Origin of the sequence: Vibrio sp. S17_S38 (assembly GCF_014694375.1) — a bacterium.
Taxonomy (GTDB): Bacteria; Pseudomonadota; Gammaproteobacteria; order Enterobacterales; family Vibrionaceae; genus Vibrio.
The window spans coordinates 77,976-95,773 of record NZ_JAAUWW010000013.1 but is presented as its reverse complement, the minus strand read 5'-3'; the positions used below and the strand labels follow the sequence as shown (position 1 = coordinate 95,773).

General features: G+C 40.7%; 13 protein-coding genes and 1 pseudogene. 11 read left to right on the top strand and 3 right to left on the bottom strand.

Going from position 1 to position 17,798, the window contains the following annotated elements; all coding sequences use genetic code 11:
* Window positions 1–104 precede the first annotated feature (104 nt).
* Genes lolC through lolE form a run of 3 tightly spaced genes read left to right on the top strand, consistent with a single transcriptional unit; the run spans window position 105 to window position 3,324 of the window.
* Window positions 105–1,316: a lipoprotein-releasing ABC transporter permease subunit LolC gene (gene lolC / locus HC725_RS11440; RefSeq protein ID WP_190331952.1), complete on the top strand. Its 1,212-nt coding sequence runs from the start codon at window positions 105–107 to the stop codon at window positions 1,314–1,316.
* 44 nt (window positions 1,317–1,360) lie between these two features.
* Window positions 1,361–2,077 (top strand): lipoprotein-releasing ABC transporter ATP-binding protein LolD, encoded by a 717-nt coding sequence (lolD, locus tag HC725_RS11435; RefSeq protein WP_190331951.1) that lies wholly within the window; start codon window positions 1,361–1,363, stop codon window positions 2,075–2,077.
* Window positions 2,078–2,079: 2 nt separating this feature from the next.
* Window positions 2,080–3,324: a lipoprotein-releasing ABC transporter permease subunit LolE gene (lolE, locus tag HC725_RS11430; protein WP_190331950.1), complete on the top strand. Its 1,245-nt coding sequence runs from the start codon at window positions 2,080–2,082 to the stop codon at window positions 3,322–3,324.
* A 162-nt stretch (window positions 3,325–3,486) separates the two neighbouring features.
* Here the strand turns inward: lolE and HC725_RS11425 are convergent, their stop codons facing one another.
* On the bottom strand, window positions 3,487–3,996 hold the full coding sequence (locus HC725_RS11425) for a DUF2062 domain-containing protein (protein ID WP_190331949.1): 510 nt from the start codon (window positions 3,994–3,996) through the stop codon (window positions 3,487–3,489).
* A gap of 83 nt (window positions 3,997–4,079) precedes the next feature.
* Between HC725_RS11425 and HC725_RS11420 the strand changes: the two genes are divergently transcribed.
* Genes HC725_RS11420 through kdsB form a run of 5 tightly spaced genes read left to right on the top strand, consistent with a single transcriptional unit; the run spans window position 4,080 to window position 10,099 of the window.
* Complete coding sequence (locus HC725_RS11420) at window positions 4,080–6,350, top strand: DNA internalization-related competence protein ComEC/Rec2 (RefSeq protein ID WP_190331948.1); 2,271 nt, start codon at window positions 4,080–4,082, stop codon at window positions 6,348–6,350.
* Window positions 6,351–6,380: 30 nt separating this feature from the next.
* Entirely contained in the window at window positions 6,381–8,147 is a 1,767-nt protein-coding gene (gene msbA / locus HC725_RS11415; RefSeq protein WP_190331947.1) for a lipid A ABC transporter ATP-binding protein/permease MsbA, read from the top strand.
* Between the two features lie 32 nt (window positions 8,148–8,179).
* On the top strand, window positions 8,180–9,178 hold the full coding sequence (lpxK, locus tag HC725_RS11410) for a tetraacyldisaccharide 4'-kinase (RefSeq protein ID WP_190331946.1): 999 nt from the start codon (window positions 8,180–8,182) through the stop codon (window positions 9,176–9,178).
* Window positions 9,168–9,347 carry a Trm112 family protein gene (locus tag HC725_RS11405; protein ID WP_190331945.1) on the top strand — a complete coding sequence of 60 codons (180 nt, stop codon included), beginning with the start codon at window positions 9,168–9,170 and terminating at the stop codon, window positions 9,345–9,347. The genes lpxK and HC725_RS11405 overlap by 11 nt, the downstream gene beginning before the upstream one ends.
* Window positions 9,347–10,099 (top strand): 3-deoxy-manno-octulosonate cytidylyltransferase, encoded by a 753-nt coding sequence (gene kdsB / locus HC725_RS11400; protein WP_190331944.1) that lies wholly within the window; start codon window positions 9,347–9,349, stop codon window positions 10,097–10,099. The genes HC725_RS11405 and kdsB overlap by 1 nt, the downstream gene beginning before the upstream one ends.
* Before the next feature lie 367 nt (window positions 10,100–10,466).
* Here kdsB and HC725_RS11395 read toward each other — a convergent pair.
* A pseudogene (locus HC725_RS11395) lies at window positions 10,467–12,678 on the bottom strand (YgiQ family radical SAM protein); the annotation flags it as partial.
* Between the two features lie 439 nt (window positions 12,679–13,117).
* Here HC725_RS11395 and HC725_RS11390 point away from each other — a divergent pair.
* Both HC725_RS11390 and HC725_RS11385 read left to right on the top strand, forming a co-directional pair.
* Window positions 13,118–13,798 (top strand): hypothetical protein, encoded by a 681-nt coding sequence (locus HC725_RS11390; protein WP_190331942.1) that lies wholly within the window; start codon window positions 13,118–13,120, stop codon window positions 13,796–13,798.
* Between the two features lie 87 nt (window positions 13,799–13,885).
* Window positions 13,886–14,086, top strand: coding sequence for a DUF4250 domain-containing protein (locus HC725_RS11385; protein ID WP_190331941.1), 201 nt, complete (start codon window positions 13,886–13,888; stop codon window positions 14,084–14,086).
* Between the two features lie 46 nt (window positions 14,087–14,132).
* Here the strand turns inward: HC725_RS11385 and HC725_RS11380 are convergent, their stop codons facing one another.
* A complete protein-coding gene (locus HC725_RS11380; RefSeq protein ID WP_190331940.1) occupies window positions 14,133–15,062 on the bottom strand; it encodes a LysR substrate-binding domain-containing protein in 930 nt (309 codons plus the stop codon).
* A gap of 248 nt (window positions 15,063–15,310) precedes the next feature.
* On the opposite strand from HC725_RS11380, the gene metE reads away from it, so the two are divergent.
* On the top strand, window positions 15,311–17,695 hold the full coding sequence (gene metE, locus HC725_RS11375) for a 5-methyltetrahydropteroyltriglutamate--homocysteine S-methyltransferase (protein WP_190331939.1): 2,385 nt from the start codon (window positions 15,311–15,313) through the stop codon (window positions 17,693–17,695).
* Window positions 17,696–17,798: the final 103 nt, after the last annotated feature.

Sequence of the window (17,798 nt, the reverse complement as noted above, 5' to 3'; positions counted from 1 at the left end):
AATTTCAAAATGACGTAAAAGTGACGTTAGAGTGATTAGATATTGGTAAATCCATGCCACAATCGTTATTCTTTGTTTTCTTTCTTGTTTGTAGGGTCCACTTCATGTTTCATCCAGTATCGGCCTTTATAGGGTTACGTTATTTACGAGGTCGTTCCGGTGATAAATTCAGCCGTTTTGTGTCTTATATGTCAACCGCTGGTATTTCTATCGGTGTCCTGTCATTGATCACAGTATTGTCGGTAATGAATGGCTTTGAAGGTCAATTAAAACAAAAGATTTTAGGGGTTTTACCACAAGCAGTGGTGAGTCAATCTGAGGATAAAACAGATTTTACTTCAGATAAACCGCCAAAATTTTTGCTAGAACTTCCTTATGTTGAGCAGATATCTCCAGTGGTACGAAGTGAAGCCGTAATACAAAGCTCATCACGCTTGAGCGCCGGTCTCATGATTGGGATTGAACCAAAGGAGTCAGATCCTATTGCCGCTAAAATGATGATGGGGCGAGTTTCCGACCTTTCATCAGGCTCTTATCATGTATTTTTAGGCCATACACTTGCCAGAACGTTAAATGTAACGCTAGGCGATAAAGTACGTTTAATGGTAACAGAAGCCAGTCAATTTACCCCATTAGGACGAATACCTAGTCAACGTAACTTCACTGTTGCCGGAATTTTTAATACTGGGTCTGATGTTGATGGCATGTTGATGGTGACCAATATCCAAGATGCTGGCCGTTTGTTACGCTATTCTCCGACAACGATTTCTGGTTGGCGTCTATTTTTCTCAGATCCTTTTGTCGTTTCTGAACTTTCGACTAAAGCCTTGCCGGAAGGGTGGCATTGGTCTGATTGGCGAGATCAAAGAGGAGAATTATTTCAAGCAGTTAGAATGGAGAAGAACATGATGGGGCTTATGCTTGGTCTTATCATCGCGGTCGCGGCATTTAACATCATTTCTGCTTTAATCATGGTGGTCATGGAAAAGCAATCTGAAGTAGCAATATTAAAAACTCAAGGTATGACCAATCATCAAATTCTTGTGATTTTTATAGTACAAGGTGCTAGCAGCGGTGTTATTGGTGCGATTGTTGGTGGGTTACTGGGTACTTTACTAGCATCTAATTTAAATGATGTACTCAATGCCGTTGGTTTTTCATTATTCGGTGGTGGCACTCAATTACCAGTCATCATTTCACCGATGCAAATTGGTATCGTGATTATTTCAGCGATTGCATTAAGTTTACTCGCTACGTTATTTCCGGCTTATCGTGCTGCGTCAGTGAAACCTGCTGAAGCGTTGCGTTATGAATAAATTTTTGTCTGTTAAGTCAGATTGTCAGATATAGAGTACAGATTATGAAAGTGTTATTAAGCTGTCATGGAGTGTGTAAAACGTATCGTGAAGGTAGCCTTGAAACTGAAGTATTAAAAGGCGTCAGTCTGGACATTCAGAAAGGTGATTTTTTAGCGATCGTCGGTTCGTCAGGTTCAGGGAAAAGTACGTTACTGCATATATTAGGTGCATTAGACAGTGCGACAAAAGGCGATGTGATATTGCTTGATCAATCTTTATTGAGTTTAAGTGCTAATAAACAAGCAAAATTGCGCAATCAACATATTGGTTTTGTGTACCAGTTTCACCACCTGTTAGCTGATTTTACGGCGCTCGAAAATGTGTCGATGCCTTTATTGATTGGTGGAACTAAACCTGCGCAAGCTAAAAAAATGGCAAGTGATGTACTAGAACGAGTCGGCTTAGGGCACAGACTTGAACATCGGCCTTCTGAATTATCTGGTGGAGAAAGACAGCGCGTTGCGATTGCTCGTGCATTGGTGAATAAACCCGATCTCGTGCTTGCCGATGAACCAACAGGAAATTTAGACCAAACGACAGCATTAGGCATTTACGATTTAATGCGTCAGTTAAACCGCGATTTTGGTACGGCATTTTTGGTGGTTACCCATGATGATGATCTTGCGCAAAAAATGGATCAGCAATATACCATGCAAGATGGCATTTTAGACTGGTCTGTCCGCAGTGATGCTACGGCCGATAGTTTGATGAGTAAATAACGATGTTGTTATCTTTTTTTATTGGTAAGAAATTTAGTCGAGCAAGGCAGCGGAATAAATTAGTTTCATTTATATCGCTATCTTCTACTTTAGGTATCGCCGTTGGTGTTGCCGTTATCATCATTGGCTTGTCTGCGATGAATGGCTTTGAGCGTGAATTAGAAAACCGCGTGTTGTCGGTGATCCCTCAAGCGGAAATTGAAGGAGTGCGAGGTCCGATTAATGATTGGCAACAAATCGCAAAAATTGCGCATAAGAATGAAGATGTTAAAGCGGTTGCACCCTACGTTCGATTCACGGCTTTGATTGAGAGAGGCAGCAAATTGAAAGCGGTTGAAGTTCGTGCTGTCGATGCGAGCTTTGAACGTGCAGTATCAACAATGTCTCATTATGTTGACCAAAGTGCGTGGCAAAATTTCAGGCCCGATCAGCAACAAATCATTTTAGGCAAAGGGGTTGCAGATAAACTTAACGTAAAAGTAGGGGACTCCGTATCCGTATTGATTCCGCCTAGCAATACAACGAATACGGCGCAATTAAGCGCCCCTAAACGAGTACGTTTAACGGTTACTGGATTCTTAGACCTTGGTGGGCAAATTGATCACAGTTTAGTGTTAATACCACTAGAAGATGGCCAACAATATATGAAGTTAGGCAATGGTGTGACGGGGGTGTCATTAAAGGTTAATGATGTTTTCAATGCGGATGTTGTTGTGCGTCAGGTAGGATCTAAAATTCCAGTTTATGCGTATTTAAAAAGCTGGAAAGAAAAATATGGCTTTTTACATCATGATATTCAAATGGTACGCACGATTATGTACTTGGTGATGGTATTAGTCATTGGTGTGGCAAGTTTTAATATTGTCTCAACCTTAATGATGGCAGTGAAAGATAGGGCTTCCGATATTGCGATTTTACGAACAATGGGCGCAAGTGATGGTTTGATTAAACGGATCTTCATTTGGTATGGAGTATTGTCTGGCGTATTTGGTAGCATTGTCGGCAGTGTATTTGGCATCTTGGTTGCTATGAATTTAACGCCGTTAATACAAGGTTTAGAAATATTAATCGGGCATCAATTTTTGTCTGGAGATATCTATTTTATTGATTTTCTACCATCGCAAGTGGTGTGGTCTGATGTTTTTCTAGTATCGGGAACCGCTATCACATTGAGCTTACTTGCCACATGGTACCCAGCATCCCGTGCGAGTAACTTGAATCCAGCGACGGTTTTGAGTGCTAAATAAGGGATAAATTAAAAGAGAAATATAAGATTAGCAAGACAGGTATAGAGTCTTAAAAATAAGAGTGCTATCAGTTTGGTTCATTAAGAACTTTAATTGGGTAGCACTTTTTTTATGTCGTCTATTTTTTATTGATGTAACAGTCTTAATTGTGCAGTTAATCGGTTAACGTAAACGGCGTTTTTGCCAGCTTCGTACCACCGAGTAGCGCCATAAGCCTTGAATGCCAAAGTAACCGACGATAGATAAAACAAGGCCACAAATAAAGCAGCCAAGTAGCAATGGCGGCCCAATAGTATGAAGTTGTTCTATGAAAAAATGCCACGACAATTCGAAATGAAAATCTTGTGGTGGTGTATGCATTATCCAAGCCCCAATACGGTAAGCAAAATAAAAGAGGACTGGCATGGTCAGTGGATTACTGACCCACACTAATGCAACTGATAAAGGCAAATTAACACCGCATAGAATAGCCGCACCCGCTGCCATGATCATCTGACTTGGAAGAGGGATGAAGGCAATAAATAAGCCGACAGCAAAAGCACCTGCTGCAGAGCGTCGGTTCAAAGACCATAAATTTGGGTTGTACAAAACAGAGCCAAATATCTTTAAGGCTTTTTGGCGCTTTATCGTTTCATGATCGGGCATAAAACGTTTAATTAATTTTTTTGGCATAAGTCAGGGGGGCTCACATTAATCGCAATTGGAATCTGCTCAGTTTTATTATTAGCATCGCAAGTGGCTCATTTTGGCCATGGATGCCGACACTGTTCTGGCTAGTACCGATTGTTTTTCTTTTTATTATTAGCTACTTCACTCACTGGGCTTTCGCTAAGTGGTCGCGTGGTTTGATTTTAGGCTGCTTAGTTGTGATCACGCAAGCCAATTACTTCAGTTTAATGACTCAAACACTTTTTCAGAGTGGCGATGATATTATCATAAAAGGTCAGGTTTCCGATTTTTTTAAGCCACAGTATCATGGCGGTAAATTTACTTTTCAGGTAAGGCAGATAAATCATCAACATTTACCATGGTGGTATTCCCCTAGGCTTAACGTGTTTTTGCCTCAAAATTCTGAAAGTACATTACCTTTACTTCCTCAGTTGGGTGAGAATTGGCAATTCAAAGTCACGATTAAACCGGTAATCGGTCAGTTGAATCAAGCAGGGTTCGACAGTGAACAATATTACCTCGCAAATGGTTGGCATGCGAAAGCCGTTGTCGATGCCAAATCACTGGAAAATAACAAACATCAAGATAGCCGATCACCGCGTAACAGGCTGCACCAACAAGTGGAATCTATGATTTCAGATATGACTGCTATGCCTTATTTATTAGCTTTAAGTTTTGGTGATCGCGCATCAATGTCATCGCAAGATTGGAAATGGCTCAGAGATAGTGGTTTATCTCATCTGATGGCTATTTCAGGGTTGCATATTGGCTTAGCATTTTTTATTGGATGGTGGTTAGGAAAGAGGCTGATGAGTTTAGTTTTTATCTATACTAATTTTGATTCAGTTGCTTATTTTTTACCGTATATTTTTGCCATTTTATGTGCAGGGAGCTACGCCTATTTAGCGGGTTTTTCATTGCCAACAGAGAGAGCGTTTATTTTTGGTTTATGCTTTCTATTTCGTAATGCATTCCATATTCATTGGTCGTTATGGCAAGTGTTATTGTTTTCCTTAGCGATTATCTTAGTGATTCAACCGTTCGCAGTTCTACTGGCGAGTTTTTGGCTATCTTTTTCTGCTGTGGTGGTAATTTATATTTCGTCATGGTTTTGTCTGAAAGCTCAATCAAAATCTCGTAGCTTGTGGATTAAAATTATCAATACTTTCATTATCCAACTTGGCTTATTTATCGGTTTGGTTGTGACGACTATTTTCATTTTTGGTGGATTTAGTTGGGTATCACCTTTGGTGAATATTATTGTGGTTCCATGGGTGAGCTTGATAACAGTTCCGATCATTTTCATTGCTTTAATGATGACTTTATTGACGGCACTAGGCTTACCGTTTGATTGGGCAAAGGCCTTATGGCAATTGGCGGATTGGAGTTTGTCGCCTGTTTTTATGGTAATGAAGGAAGTTGAAGGGAGCTGGGTCCTAGCTTCACATGCTTGGGCTTACAGTGCATTACTAATAGCTATGTTGCTATTAGTCGCGAAATGTTTAGGTTGGTATCGAAGTTTTGTGGGGCTAAGCATCCTTGGAACGATGACTTATTATGGATTCAAACCCCCGGCCAAGTGGCAGGTAGAAGTATTGGATGTAGGGCAAGGACTGGCAATATTAATTGGGCAGCAAAAAGAATGGGTGCTTTATGACACTGGTAATTATTGGGAAGGTGGTAGCATGGCGCAATCCGTTATTTTACCTGTGCTGCAACAAAAAGGGATAAGTCAGCTAGAGGGAATGATCATTAGCCATACTGACGCAGATCATGCTGGTGGTAGAGCAATTATAGAGCAAGCGTTAAAGCCTAAATGGAAACGGAGCAGTCAATCTATCATTGGTTATCAAGCTTGTATTGCTGGAGAGGCTTGGGAATGGAAGCAACTTACGTTTACGGTAATATGGCCGCCTAAGCTAGTACCTCGTGCTTATAATCCTCATTCCTGTGTCATTAAAATTACGGATGGTCGATATAGCGTATTACTGACTGGTGATATAGATGCTATTTCAGAAATGCTTATTGCCAGAAACTCATACCAATATTCTTCTATTTTATCGTCCGATATTATTGTTGTGCCACACCATGGAAGCAAAACTTCATCGTCGATCCATTTTGTGCAACAGATACATGCCAAAGTGGCTATTGCGTCTTTAGCGAAAAATAATCAGTGGGGGTTGCCATCACCGATTGTGACGCAACGATATAAGGATCAAGGAATAAATTGGTGGGATACAGGGGACGCAGGACAAATCAGTATTCAATTTGAAGAAAACAATTGGTCTATTCGGTCATTAAGGCAGCAGCAATATGACCCTTGGTATAGGCAGATTGTGCGTAAGGGGTTAGAATGATAGCAATTGTCTATTAAATTATAAGCCTCTATGACTACCCAAAAAGACACGACATTGGAAAAAGACGAAAGCACGTTCCAAACCTTTAAAAAATTATGGCCAATGATCAGCATTTATAAAGCGGGTCTTATTGTTGCCAGTATTGCGCTTATCATTAATGCCGCGAGTGACACTTATATGGTGTCATTACTGAAACCATTGCTGGATGAAGGTTTTGGGAGCGCGGAATCTAATTTCTTGAAAATCCTACCATTCATCGTTATGGGGATGATGATAGTCCGTGGTTTGAGCGGGTTTGTATCGACTTACTGCTTAAGTTGGGTATCTGGCAATGTGGTGATGCAAATGCGCCGCAAGTTATTCAATCATTTCATGCAAATGCCCGTTAGCTATTTTGATAAAGAATCGACGGGCTCGTTATTGTCTCGTATTACTTATGATTCTGAGCAAGTTGCTTCTGCTACCAGCAAAGCATTAGTCAGTATTGTGCGTGAAGGTGCAAGCATTATAGGCTTGTTATTTCTAATGTTTTATAACAGCTGGCAGTTATCGCTTGTCTTGATTGCGGTTGCACCTGTTGTGGCTTGGGCAATTGGACTGGTTTCTAAGCGCTTCCGTAAGATCAGTAAAAATATGCAAAACATGATGGGTAATGTTACTTCATCCGCAGAACAAATGCTTAAGGGTCATAAAGTTGTACTTAGTTATGGCGGGCAGCATGTTGAAAAAGAGCGCTTTGATAAAGTCAGTAATCAAATGCGCCAACAGTCGATGAAAATGGTATCTGCACAAGCTGCTGCTAACCCTATTATTCAAGTAATTGCTTCGGTAGCTCTCGTGGTTGTCCTGTATCTTGCTAGTATTGATTCAATTAAAGAACAATTAACCCCTGGTACTTTTTCGGTTATTTTTTCTGCGATGTTTGCAATGATGCGCCCACTTAAATCTCTTACGAATGTAACCTCTGACTTCCAAAAAGGTATGGCCGCTTGCCAAACACTATTTAACTTGATGGAAATGCAGGCAGAAGTGGATGATGGTAAAGTTGAAAAAGCGAAAGCCGTCGGTAATATTAAAGTAAAAGATGTGACTTTCACTTATCCAAGTAAAGACTCTCCAGCATTGCGTAACGTCAGCTTTGATTTGCCCGCGGGAAAAACAGTCGCGCTAGTTGGCCGTTCTGGCTCTGGTAAAAGTACAATTGCGAATTTATTTACTCGCTTTTATGATATCGATGAGGGTGAAATTTTCCTTGATACCACTGAAATTCGTGATTATACCTTGTCAAATTTACGTACTCAGTTTGCTTTGGTGTCGCAAAATGTGCATTTGTTTAATGATACGATTGCCAACAATATTGCTTATGCAGCACAAGACCAATACACCATCGAACAAATTAAACAAGCTGCGACATTAGCGCATGCTACGGAGTTTATCGAAGGTATGGATCAAGGGTTTGATACCATGATTGGTGAGAACGGTGTCAGCCTTTCAGGTGGGCAGCGTCAACGTTTAGCCATTGCTCGTGCATTACTGCGTGATTCTCCAGTCCTGATTTTAGATGAAGCGACATCGGCGTTAGATACTGAATCAGAACGTGCAATTCAAGCGGCTTTAGATGAACTTCAAAAGAATAAAACGGTACTCGTGATTGCTCACCGACTATCAACGATTGAAAGTGCTGATGAAATTTTAGTTGTCGATGAAGGTGAAATTATTGAACGTGGTAATCATGCTCAATTGATTGAAAAAAATGGGGCGTATGCGCAACTACACCGCATTCAATTCGGTGAGTAAGGTATTTGTTATTTTAACTGAATGTTGTGAATATGATTGAAAAAATTTGGTTTGAACGCTACTGGCTGGGATCTCTATTATCACCAGTGTTATGGCCTCTGAGCATCTTATTTAAATGGATTAGCCAACGTCGTCGCAATCAGTTTTTATCAGGGGATAAACTCAGTTACCGAGCCAGTGTTCCGGTTATTGTTGTTGGTAATATTACGGCAGGTGGTAATGGGAAAACGCCAGTTGTGATTTGGCTGGTGGAAACATTATTGGATCTTGGTTATAAACCTGGTGTGGTATCGCGTGGTTATGGTGGTACAGCGGCAGAATACCCATTCTCGGTGCAACCAGATTCAAGACCATCTGAGTCTGGTGACGAACCTTTATTGATAAAGCGTCGAACAGGGGTGCCTGTCGTTGTAGATCCTATTCGTAGTCAAGCGGTCAAAACGCTGGAATCACAAGGTGTGGATATTATTGTGACCGATGATGGTTTACAACATTATGCCTTGCAGCGTGATGTTGAGTTTATCGTCATTGATGGAAAGCGCCGTTTTGGTAATCAGCAGTTCATTCCATTTGGCCCATTACGTGAAGGGTTAGATCGCTTAAAGCAAGTCGATTTCCTTATCACTAATGGCGGGAATGCTCAAGGTAATGAAATCTCAATGAGCTTAAAACCGAGTTTGGCGGTAAACCTAAAAACGGGTGAAAAAAAATCCGTTACAGAGCTATCTCAGCTTGTTGCTTTTGCTGGTATTGGCCATCCACCGCGATTTTTCCAAACTTTAAATGATTTAGGTGCTCAGGTAATAAAAACGAAAGGTTTTGCCGACCATAAAGATTTTGATAAAACAGAATTGAATGAATTAGCGGAGAAAGGCAATAACCTGATCATGACAGAAAAAGATGCGGTTAAATGTCATCAATTTGTACAAGATAATTGGTGGTATTTACCGGTTTCTGCCAATATCAGTGAAGAAAATACACAACGAATTATTCAAAAAATTATTAAGGTAAAAAGCGGTTATGGATCATAGATTACTTGAAATAGTGGCGTGCCCTGTATGTAAAGGCAAAGTGATATTGGATAAAGAAAAACAAGAACTTATTTGTAAACTAGACCGTCTTGCTTACCCAATCAAAGAAGGTATTCCCGTGATGCTTGAAGTAGAAGCACGTAAAATGGCAATGGATGAGGGCAGATAATGTCTTTCACTGTTGTTATTCCTTCTCGCTATCAGTCCTCTCGTCTGCCGGGTAAACCATTGGCGGATATTGCTGGCAAGCCTATGGTTCAACGGGTTTACGATCAAGCTATGCAATCTGGTGCAGACCGAGTTATTGTGGCAACGGATGATGCCCGTATCCAATCAGTCGTTGAGAGTTTTGGCGGGGAGGTGTGCATGACATCACCCGATCATCAATCGGGCACTGAACGCCTAGCAGAAGTGATTAAAAAGATGGCGATTGACGATGATCACATTATTGTTAATGTTCAAGGCGATGAACCTTTAATCCCTCCAACGATTATTAAGCAGGTGGCTAATAACCTTGCAAATAGTATTGCACCAATGGCGACTCTCGCGGTAGAAATCACGGATGAAAGTGAAGTGTTCAATCCCAACGCAGTGAAAGTCGTCACCGATAAAGATGGCTATGCCTTATATTTTAGCCGCGCTTCTATTCCTTGGGATCGCGATGCTTGGGCGAACGATCCTAAAATGGTGAACAACGCTTTAATGCGTCATATTGGTATTTATGCTTATCGTGCTGGCTTTATCAATACTTATATTAGTTGGCAGCCTAGCAGCCTCGAACAGATCGAATCATTAGAGCAATTGCGTGTGCTTTGGTACGGTGAAAAAATTCATGTGGCCGTAGCAAAAGAAGCACCAGCAGCAGGGGTGGATACACCCGAAGATTTAGAGTTAGTGCGTAAGATCATCGCAAAAGAGTAAATTTAGCGCTGATTGAATGAAATTAAAAAAGCTCAGTTCATTAGTTTGAACTGAGCTTTATTTTTAATCGAAACATGCCCTAGAAAACATAATCTAGAAATATCAAACCTGTAAATTATCGATTACTGGCTTGATATTACGTGATAGATAACATTAACTTAAAATGGCTGCCTAGCTCTATTCGGTACCTTGTTATTCATTGGTTTGTTACCCGCGTGCGCTTTACCTGCTGAGGCAGCTTTCCCTAAGCTAGTCTTACTTTGGCCCGAGGGTGTTTTCTTAGAATTACTTTTCGTTGTTGTTGAATTTTTAGTCTGACTAACCGTATTTTTCTTTCCGCCAGCTTTAGGCTCTTTTTCTTTACGCTCATGCTCTTTACGAATGTCAGGCTGACCGCCACCGTTTTTACTGGTGAAATTGGTATGTTTAGTGGCAAAACGTTTTGCCCCATGACGACCCGTTTGGCGGCGTTGCGCTGGCGTTAAAACATCAATTGCATCTTCTGTTGGGATTAAGCAACTTGGCTTATCACCAATTAAATGTTTTTTACCCATATTGATCAAAGCTTCACGAATAATCGGCCAGTTAGCTGGATCATGATAACGAAGTAAGGCTTTATGTAAGCGACGTTGACGTTCACCTTTGGCAACCACAACAGTTTCACGCTGCTTATATTTTACGCGTTTTAATGGGTTGGTTTCTGAGTAATACATAGATGTTGCATTACACATCGGTGATGGATAGAAGTTTTGTACTTGATCACATTCGAAATTATTACTTTTCAGCCATAGCGCTAAGTTCAGCATGTCTTCATCTTCTGCGCCCGGATGCGCTGAAATGAAGTATGGGATCAAATATTGTTTTTTACCCGCTTCCTTGCTGTATTTTTCAAACATGTTTTTGAAGGTATCGTAAGCGCCCATACCAGGCTTCATCATTTTATCTAATGGACCTTTTTCAGTATGTTCAGGTGCAATCTTCAAATAGCCACCAACATGGTGCGTCACTAATTCTTTGACATATTCAGGCGATTGAATCGCGAGGTCATAACGTACACCAGAGGCAATCATGACTTTCTTTATTCCCGGTACTTTACGAGCAGCGCGGTATAAATCGATAGTGTGTTGATGGTCGGTATCTAGCTTGTTACAAATGCCAGGGAAAACACAAGAAGGGCGACGACAGTTGGCTTCTGCTTTTGGATCTGAGCAGCCTAAACGATACATGTTCGCTGTTGGGCCACCAAGGTCGGAAATGGTGCCAGTGAATCCTGGGACTTTATCGCGAATTTCTTCGAGCTCATTTAAAATAGATTCTTGTGAACGGTTTTGAATGATTCGACCTTCATGCTCTGTAATTGAACAGAAAGAACAACCGCCAAAACAGCCACGCATAATATTGACCGATGTTTTGATCATGTCATAGGCTGGAATTTTCGCTTTGCCATACATCGGATGGGGAACACGTGCATAAGGAAGGCCAAACACGAAATCCATTTCTTCTGTGGAAAGTGGGATCGGAGATTGGTTGACCCACAATTCACGATCACCATGTTTTTGAATGAGAGCGCGACCAGAATAAGGATTGGTTTCCAAATGCATGACACGCGTAGCATGAGCATACAAGATGCGATCGTTATTGAGTTTTTCGAAAGGTGGTAAGCGTACCGCTGTCGTTTTTGAATCATGACGAGGTTTGCGATCTAATTTGATCGGAGCGGGTTGCATTTCCACGATTTGAACAGCATTTTTTGCTTCATCTTCTGCTTGCTGATCTTTAGATTGGGTATCGCAATTGCTTTCGACTTCATAAGGGTTGATAGCAACAAAGACTGCTTTGCTTGGTTTCTCAATGCGAGATGAGTCGATCACGTTGTAGTGTTCAGGTGCGGCTGCAATATTAATTGCCGTACCACGAATATTGGTCATATCTGAAACTAATTCATTGTTGGCAAGGCGATGCGCCACTTCAACTAATGCACGTTCCGCATTACCAAATAATAAAATGTCAGCTTTTGCATCAAATAATACTGAACGGCGAACTTTATCTGACCAATAATCATAATGCGCGATACGACGTAGACTGGCTTCAATACCACCTAGAATAATTGGGGTTTCTTTGTAAGCTTCACGGCAGCGTTGAGAATAAACTAAGACTGCACGATCAGGGCGTTTACCACCTTCATTATTTGGTGTGTAAGCGTCATCGTGGCGTAGCTTTTTATCAGCAGTATAGCGATTTATCATGGAGTCCATGTTGCCAGCGGTGATGCCAAAAAAGAGATTTGGTTTACCGAGTTGCATAAAATCGTCTTTATTATCCCACTTAGGCTGCGCAATGATCCCAACGCGAAAGCCTTGTGCTTCAAGTAAGCGTCCAATCACCGCCATGCCAAAACTTGGGTGATCAACATAAGCATCGCCAGTCACAATAATGATGTCGCAGCTATCCCAACCAAGGGCCTCCATTTCTTTTCGACTGGTCGGTAAGAGTGGGGCTGGGCCAAAGCACTCCGCCCAATATTTTGGATATTGGTTGATTGGCGTTGGCTTAGATGAAAGTGGGATGTCGCTGTACATAAAATGACCTCTACATAATGAGGTGCGGATTATAGCTAGTTATGCTCTAGGCTACTAGGGGGAAACCAAACTATTCTTATAGCATGAAGTAAGATTAACCATAGTAAATAAAGGGGCTAAGGTAAGATTGAGGTCGATTTTTTATCACGTTTATGTTTAGGATAAGATGTAAGGTAGTTGAAAAAATAGAATAATTATATTTTTATTTATCTGTAAAAGAGTAAATGAAAGAATTAGGTTCCTCATTGGGCCTGATGTAGTGATGGGATCAGTAGTGGGTCATATTATAAACCTCACGAATATTGATGATGTGAAAATGGCTATTCTCCAGTTGAACCGAGATTCGATATGATAAGAAGTAATTTAATAAGTTTGCTTTTGGTACTAGCTCATATTTGATAAAGTCTGCGCCTAATTTAGGTCCTCAAGGAAAGCAAATATGTTCATCCATATATTTAGTATTATTCCTCCGATGCTACTTGGCACGCAGTTGGTGCTGTTATTGGTTTTAGTGAAAGGTGATATTTGTCCGGGACAACGTGGGCGTATTCATAAACAGTTGCCGATTATTGCTCTTGGTTGGTTGGGGTTGGGTTTTCTATATTGGCCGTTGGCTCTAGTCGGTGTGTTAATTTTAGTCTTTTTCTCTCAAGTTAAAGTAAGTAAAACTCGTGATTCTGGCCCTATTTGGTTATTGTATTTTGCCATCGCAGTAGCAAGTCTCTTTAATGTACAACTGATGTTGGCGGGCGACTGGGGCAACATGCTATTCATGTTAAGCACTGTGGTGATATTAGGCGCAAGTTTGAGTCATTTTTTATTATTACTCGCCCGTACTCGATTACAAGCTTTTCACCGTCTATTACCGATTGCTGTGATTATTGGTGCAATTCTCATTACCGTTGTGGTTTTGCTGCAAGCTTTTCAATACAGCATGAGCTATGTAGATCAAATTATCGTACCTCTTATGGTTTGCTTTATGTCGTTAATTGCTAGTGTTGTCTTTTCTAGTTGGCATTTATTTACCCAACAAACCATTCAAAAAACGCAGCCTTTCTGTGGCTTTGCTGTTTGTTTAACTTCATTACTCGGATTTAGCGCTTTGCTTTTTCAGTTTTAACTTATAGCAAATGATCACAGAAAGTTTCTCTCTCTCGGTCTATGCTTATTAGGCTATTTATATAGTTTGATAAGCAGGAGAGTTACAATGGATTTAAGTAATGTCAAAAACATTGATAGTGTGATTTTGCTTGGAATCGTGAACGAAAAATTACGCTTAGAATGTGATAGCTTCAATGAACTGATCAGTATGTATGAAATGGATATTGGAGATCTGACCGGTAAGTTGGATATATTAGGTTATCAATATGATCCACTTACCAATCAATTTAAAGCTTATTCTCGATGAGTTCCGTCAATACTTTAGTTTAGTATGCGAGCTTACGTGAGTTCGATTAAGCCATTTTTATCCCATCTAAATGACTTTGGCACTGCTGTTTAGCGGTGCTGAAGAATGCCTCTAAATAACGTTTATCTTTTTCTGAATTTCTAACCGCTGCAAAAAGCCTACGCCATAATCCTGTGTTATTGGGCGCATGAGAAATGAGCGGTTTACTGGTAATTAACCCTTGACGAGAAAATTCACTAATTGCCCAATTAGGTAAAGCCGCCACACCTAAACCCGCAGACACCATTTGCACCAACATCAAGGTATTATCGGCTTGTTTCCATTTAGCTGGTTCAATCCCTGCTGGTTGTAAAAAGTGTTTCACGACATCTAAACGCTGTTTTTGTACAGGGTAAGACAGCATAGTGAATTGGGCTAAATCTTCAGGTGTAATAAACTCTTTTACGGCGAGTGGATGATTGGTTGCAGTGATCAAGCGCATTTCAAAATCAAACAAAGGCTCATAATGCACCTCAGATCTAGGCTGAATATCAGAAGTAATCACTAAATCCAATTCACCGGAGACTAAAGCGGGAAGAGGTTCAAAACCAAAACCGGATGAAAAATCCAAGGTAACGCTTGGCCATGTCACTTGATATTCTTTTAGGGCGGGCATTAACCATTGAAAGCAAGAGTGGCATTCAATTGCCATGTGTAACCGACCATTTATGTCCTCTTTTAAACTGGCAATATCATTTTCCGCTCGAGCGAGCTTTGGTAATACGTCTTCAGCGAGTTTTAATAAAATCGCTCCTTCTGATGTGAATTTTACAGGACGAGTTTTCCGTAAAAATAATTGTCCACCAATACGAGATTCGAGATCTTTTATTTGATGAGACAATGCAGATTGAGTGAGATGCAGTGTGGTTGCGGTCGCAGTTAGCGAACCTGTGTCACGTAAAGTGGTGAGTGTCTTTAAATGCTTTATCTCAATCATGAATAATCCTCATCACATCAGTTAATTCCTTTCGGTATATCCATTAAACTACGCGCTAAAATGCATATTGTAAACGTCTAGATGTCCAACCATGTAAGGTAAATATTATATTTATGAGATATATTCATAATCAATGTGAATGAATAGAGTTTGCTCATGCGTGATCAAAGAGTGATTATTTAGCCATCTAGACAGCTTTATTAGGCTGTTAGAAAGTGAATTATTACTCTTTTAGAAAGGAATTCAGCATGACTACAGCAACGTATTCTACTAACAAAACCATCACTCATATTCTTGGTTATCCACGAGTTGGAGATAAAAGAGAGCTGAAATTTGCTCAAGAACAATATTGGAAAGGCGAGATCGATCAAGCTCAACTCAAGCAAGTGGGTAGTGAACTACGTCAGCGTCATTGGAATGACCAAGCGGTTAGCGGATTAAGTTATGTTACTGCGGGCGATTTTGCGTGGTATGACCATGTATTGACCACCAGTTTGTTAGTTGGACATGTTCCGGCAAGGCATTCTAATGGTGGTACACCCGATCTTGATACTTTATTCAAAGTCGCACGTGGTCAGTCAACATCAGATGGTGAAAGCTGTGGTTGTTGTTCAAATCATGGTGATGCCAACAATGGCGCTGCTGCATCGGATATGACTAAATGGTTTAATACTAACTATCACTATATCGTGCCTGAATTTAGCGAAGGCGACAGTTTTACAGTCAGTTGGCCGCAATTATTTGATGAAGTAAACCAAGCCATCCAAGCTGGGCATAATGTCAAACCGGTGTTGCTTGGACCACTAAGTTATTTGTACCTTGGTAAAGAGGTGAACAGCGAGGAAGTTGAAAATGGCTTTGATCGTTTGAGTTTATTGCCACGATTGTTATCGGCTTATCAGGCTATATTGAGTAAATTAAAATCGTTGGGTGTTGAGTGGGTACAAATCGATGAACCAATTTTAAGCTTAGAATTAGAAGATAAATGGTCTAATGCTTTTAAACTGGCCTATCAGATCCTTGGCGGTGACGTGAAGTTATTACTCACCACGTACTTTGATTCTGTAGAAGATAACTTAACGAAAATTATTGAGTTAAATGTTGATGGTTTGCATATTGATTTATCCGCCTCACCAGAGCAACTTGATGCCGTAAATTCGACCATTCCACACCATTGGGTATTGTCTGTCGGCGTGATTAATGGCCGTAATGTTTGGCGTGCGGATCTACAATCTTGGCTAGAAAAATTACAACCGTTAAAAGAACAACGTGGAAATCAATTATGGGTGGCAAGCTCATGTTCGTTGTTACATAGCCCAATCGATGTAGATCTAGAAACAGATTTAACTGAAGAGGTAAAAAGCTGGTTCGCCTTTGCAAAACAAAAACTTAATGAAGTGAGTTTACTTGGTGCAGCATTGGATGGAAATAGTCATGCGATAGCTGCATGTGGCACTTACAGCCGCCCGATTAAGGAGCGTTTAACCGCGACTCATGTAAATAAGCCACAAGTTCAACAGCGCCTAAATGGGTTAACCAAAGCATTGACCGAACGTAGCGCGCCATACGCAGAGCGCGCCCATTATCAAGCGAAAGTACTAGGTTTACCATTACTGCCAACGACGACGATTGGATCATTTCCGCAAACCGCTGAAATTCGCCAACAACGCAGTGCATTTCGTAGTGGTCATCTAAATGCTGTTGATTACGAACAAGCGTTAAAGGGTCATATTCAAGATGCCGTTAAACGCCAAGAAGCATTAGATTTAGATGTATTAGTGCATGGCGAGGCAGAACGTAACGACATGGTGGAATATTTTGCTGAAAACTTAGCTGGTTTCCAAGTGACTCGGTTTGGTTGGGTGCAAAGCTATGGTTCTCGTTGCGTCAAGCCAGCGATTGTTGTGACGGATATTGAGCGTGAACAACCAATGACGGTGGATTGGTCGGTGTATGCGCAATCTTTGACTTCTAAGAAAATGAAAGGGATGTTAACTGGACCAGTCACGATTCTTTGTTGGACTTTCCCTCGTGAGGATATCACCCGTAAGCAAATAGCGGAGCAATTAGCCTTCGCCTTACGAGATGAAGTTGATGATTTACAACAAGCCGGAATTAATATTATTCAAATTGATGAGCCAGCTATTCGTGAAGGTTTGCCATTGAAAAAACGTAATCATAAAGAGTATCTAGAGTGGGCTGTCGATGCATTTAAGATTTCGGCGGCAAGTGCAAAACCTGAAACTCAAATACATACACATATGTGTTATAGTGAGTTTAATGAAATTATTGATTCGGTGGCTGCATTAGATGCTGATGTGATCACTATTGAAACCTCGCGTTCTAATATGGAATTACTGAAAGCCTTTGAAGAGTTTAATTACCCAAATGAAATTGGGCCAGGAGTCTACGATATTCACTCACCCAATATTCCCACTCAAGAATGGATTGTGAGTTTGCTTGAAACCGCGGCAACGAAAATTCCAGTTGAACGTTTATGGGTGAACCCAGACTGTGGTTTGAAAACGCGTGATTGGGCAGAAACGGAGGCGTCTTTGAGGAATATGGTAGAAGCGGCTAAAACCTTACGGGCACTTTATAAAATAGATGAGAAGACGAAAAAGGCAAGTTAACCAGAATCTGTTAAAACCTAGAATTGATACCTAAAATAAAACACCGATGCAGTCTTTATGTGACTTTCATCGGTGTTTTTGTATTGGATTCCCAGCTTAAAAG

What these genes read in the sequence shown, in the direction of transcription:
- lolC (WP_190331952.1), top strand. Translation starts at nt 105, where the DNA reads ATGTTTCATCCAGTATCGGCCTTTATAGGGTTACGTTATTTACGAGGT.
- lolD (WP_190331951.1), top strand. Translation starts at nt 1,361, where the DNA reads ATGAAAGTGTTATTAAGCTGTCATGGAGTGTGTAAAACGTATCGTGAA.
- lolE (WP_190331950.1), top strand. Translation starts at nt 2,080, where the DNA reads ATGTTGTTATCTTTTTTTATTGGTAAGAAATTTAGTCGAGCAAGGCAG.
- HC725_RS11425 (WP_190331949.1), bottom strand. Translation starts at nt 3,996, where the DNA reads ATGCCAAAAAAATTAATTAAACGTTTTATGCCCGATCATGAAACGATA.
- HC725_RS11420 (WP_190331948.1), top strand. Translation starts at nt 4,080, where the DNA reads ATGCCGACACTGTTCTGGCTAGTACCGATTGTTTTTCTTTTTATTATT.
- msbA (WP_190331947.1), top strand. Translation starts at nt 6,381, where the DNA reads ATGACTACCCAAAAAGACACGACATTGGAAAAAGACGAAAGCACGTTC.
- lpxK (WP_190331946.1), top strand. Translation starts at nt 8,180, where the DNA reads ATGATTGAAAAAATTTGGTTTGAACGCTACTGGCTGGGATCTCTATTA.
- HC725_RS11405 (WP_190331945.1), top strand. Translation starts at nt 9,168, where the DNA reads ATGGATCATAGATTACTTGAAATAGTGGCGTGCCCTGTATGTAAAGGC.
- kdsB (WP_190331944.1), top strand. Translation starts at nt 9,347, where the DNA reads ATGTCTTTCACTGTTGTTATTCCTTCTCGCTATCAGTCCTCTCGTCTG.
- HC725_RS11390 (WP_190331942.1), top strand. Translation starts at nt 13,118, where the DNA reads ATGTTCATCCATATATTTAGTATTATTCCTCCGATGCTACTTGGCACG.
- HC725_RS11385 (WP_190331941.1), top strand. Translation starts at nt 13,886, where the DNA reads ATGGATTTAAGTAATGTCAAAAACATTGATAGTGTGATTTTGCTTGGA.
- HC725_RS11380 (WP_190331940.1), bottom strand. Translation starts at nt 15,062, where the DNA reads ATGATTGAGATAAAGCATTTAAAGACACTCACCACTTTACGTGACACA.
- metE (WP_190331939.1), top strand. Translation starts at nt 15,311, where the DNA reads ATGACTACAGCAACGTATTCTACTAACAAAACCATCACTCATATTCTT.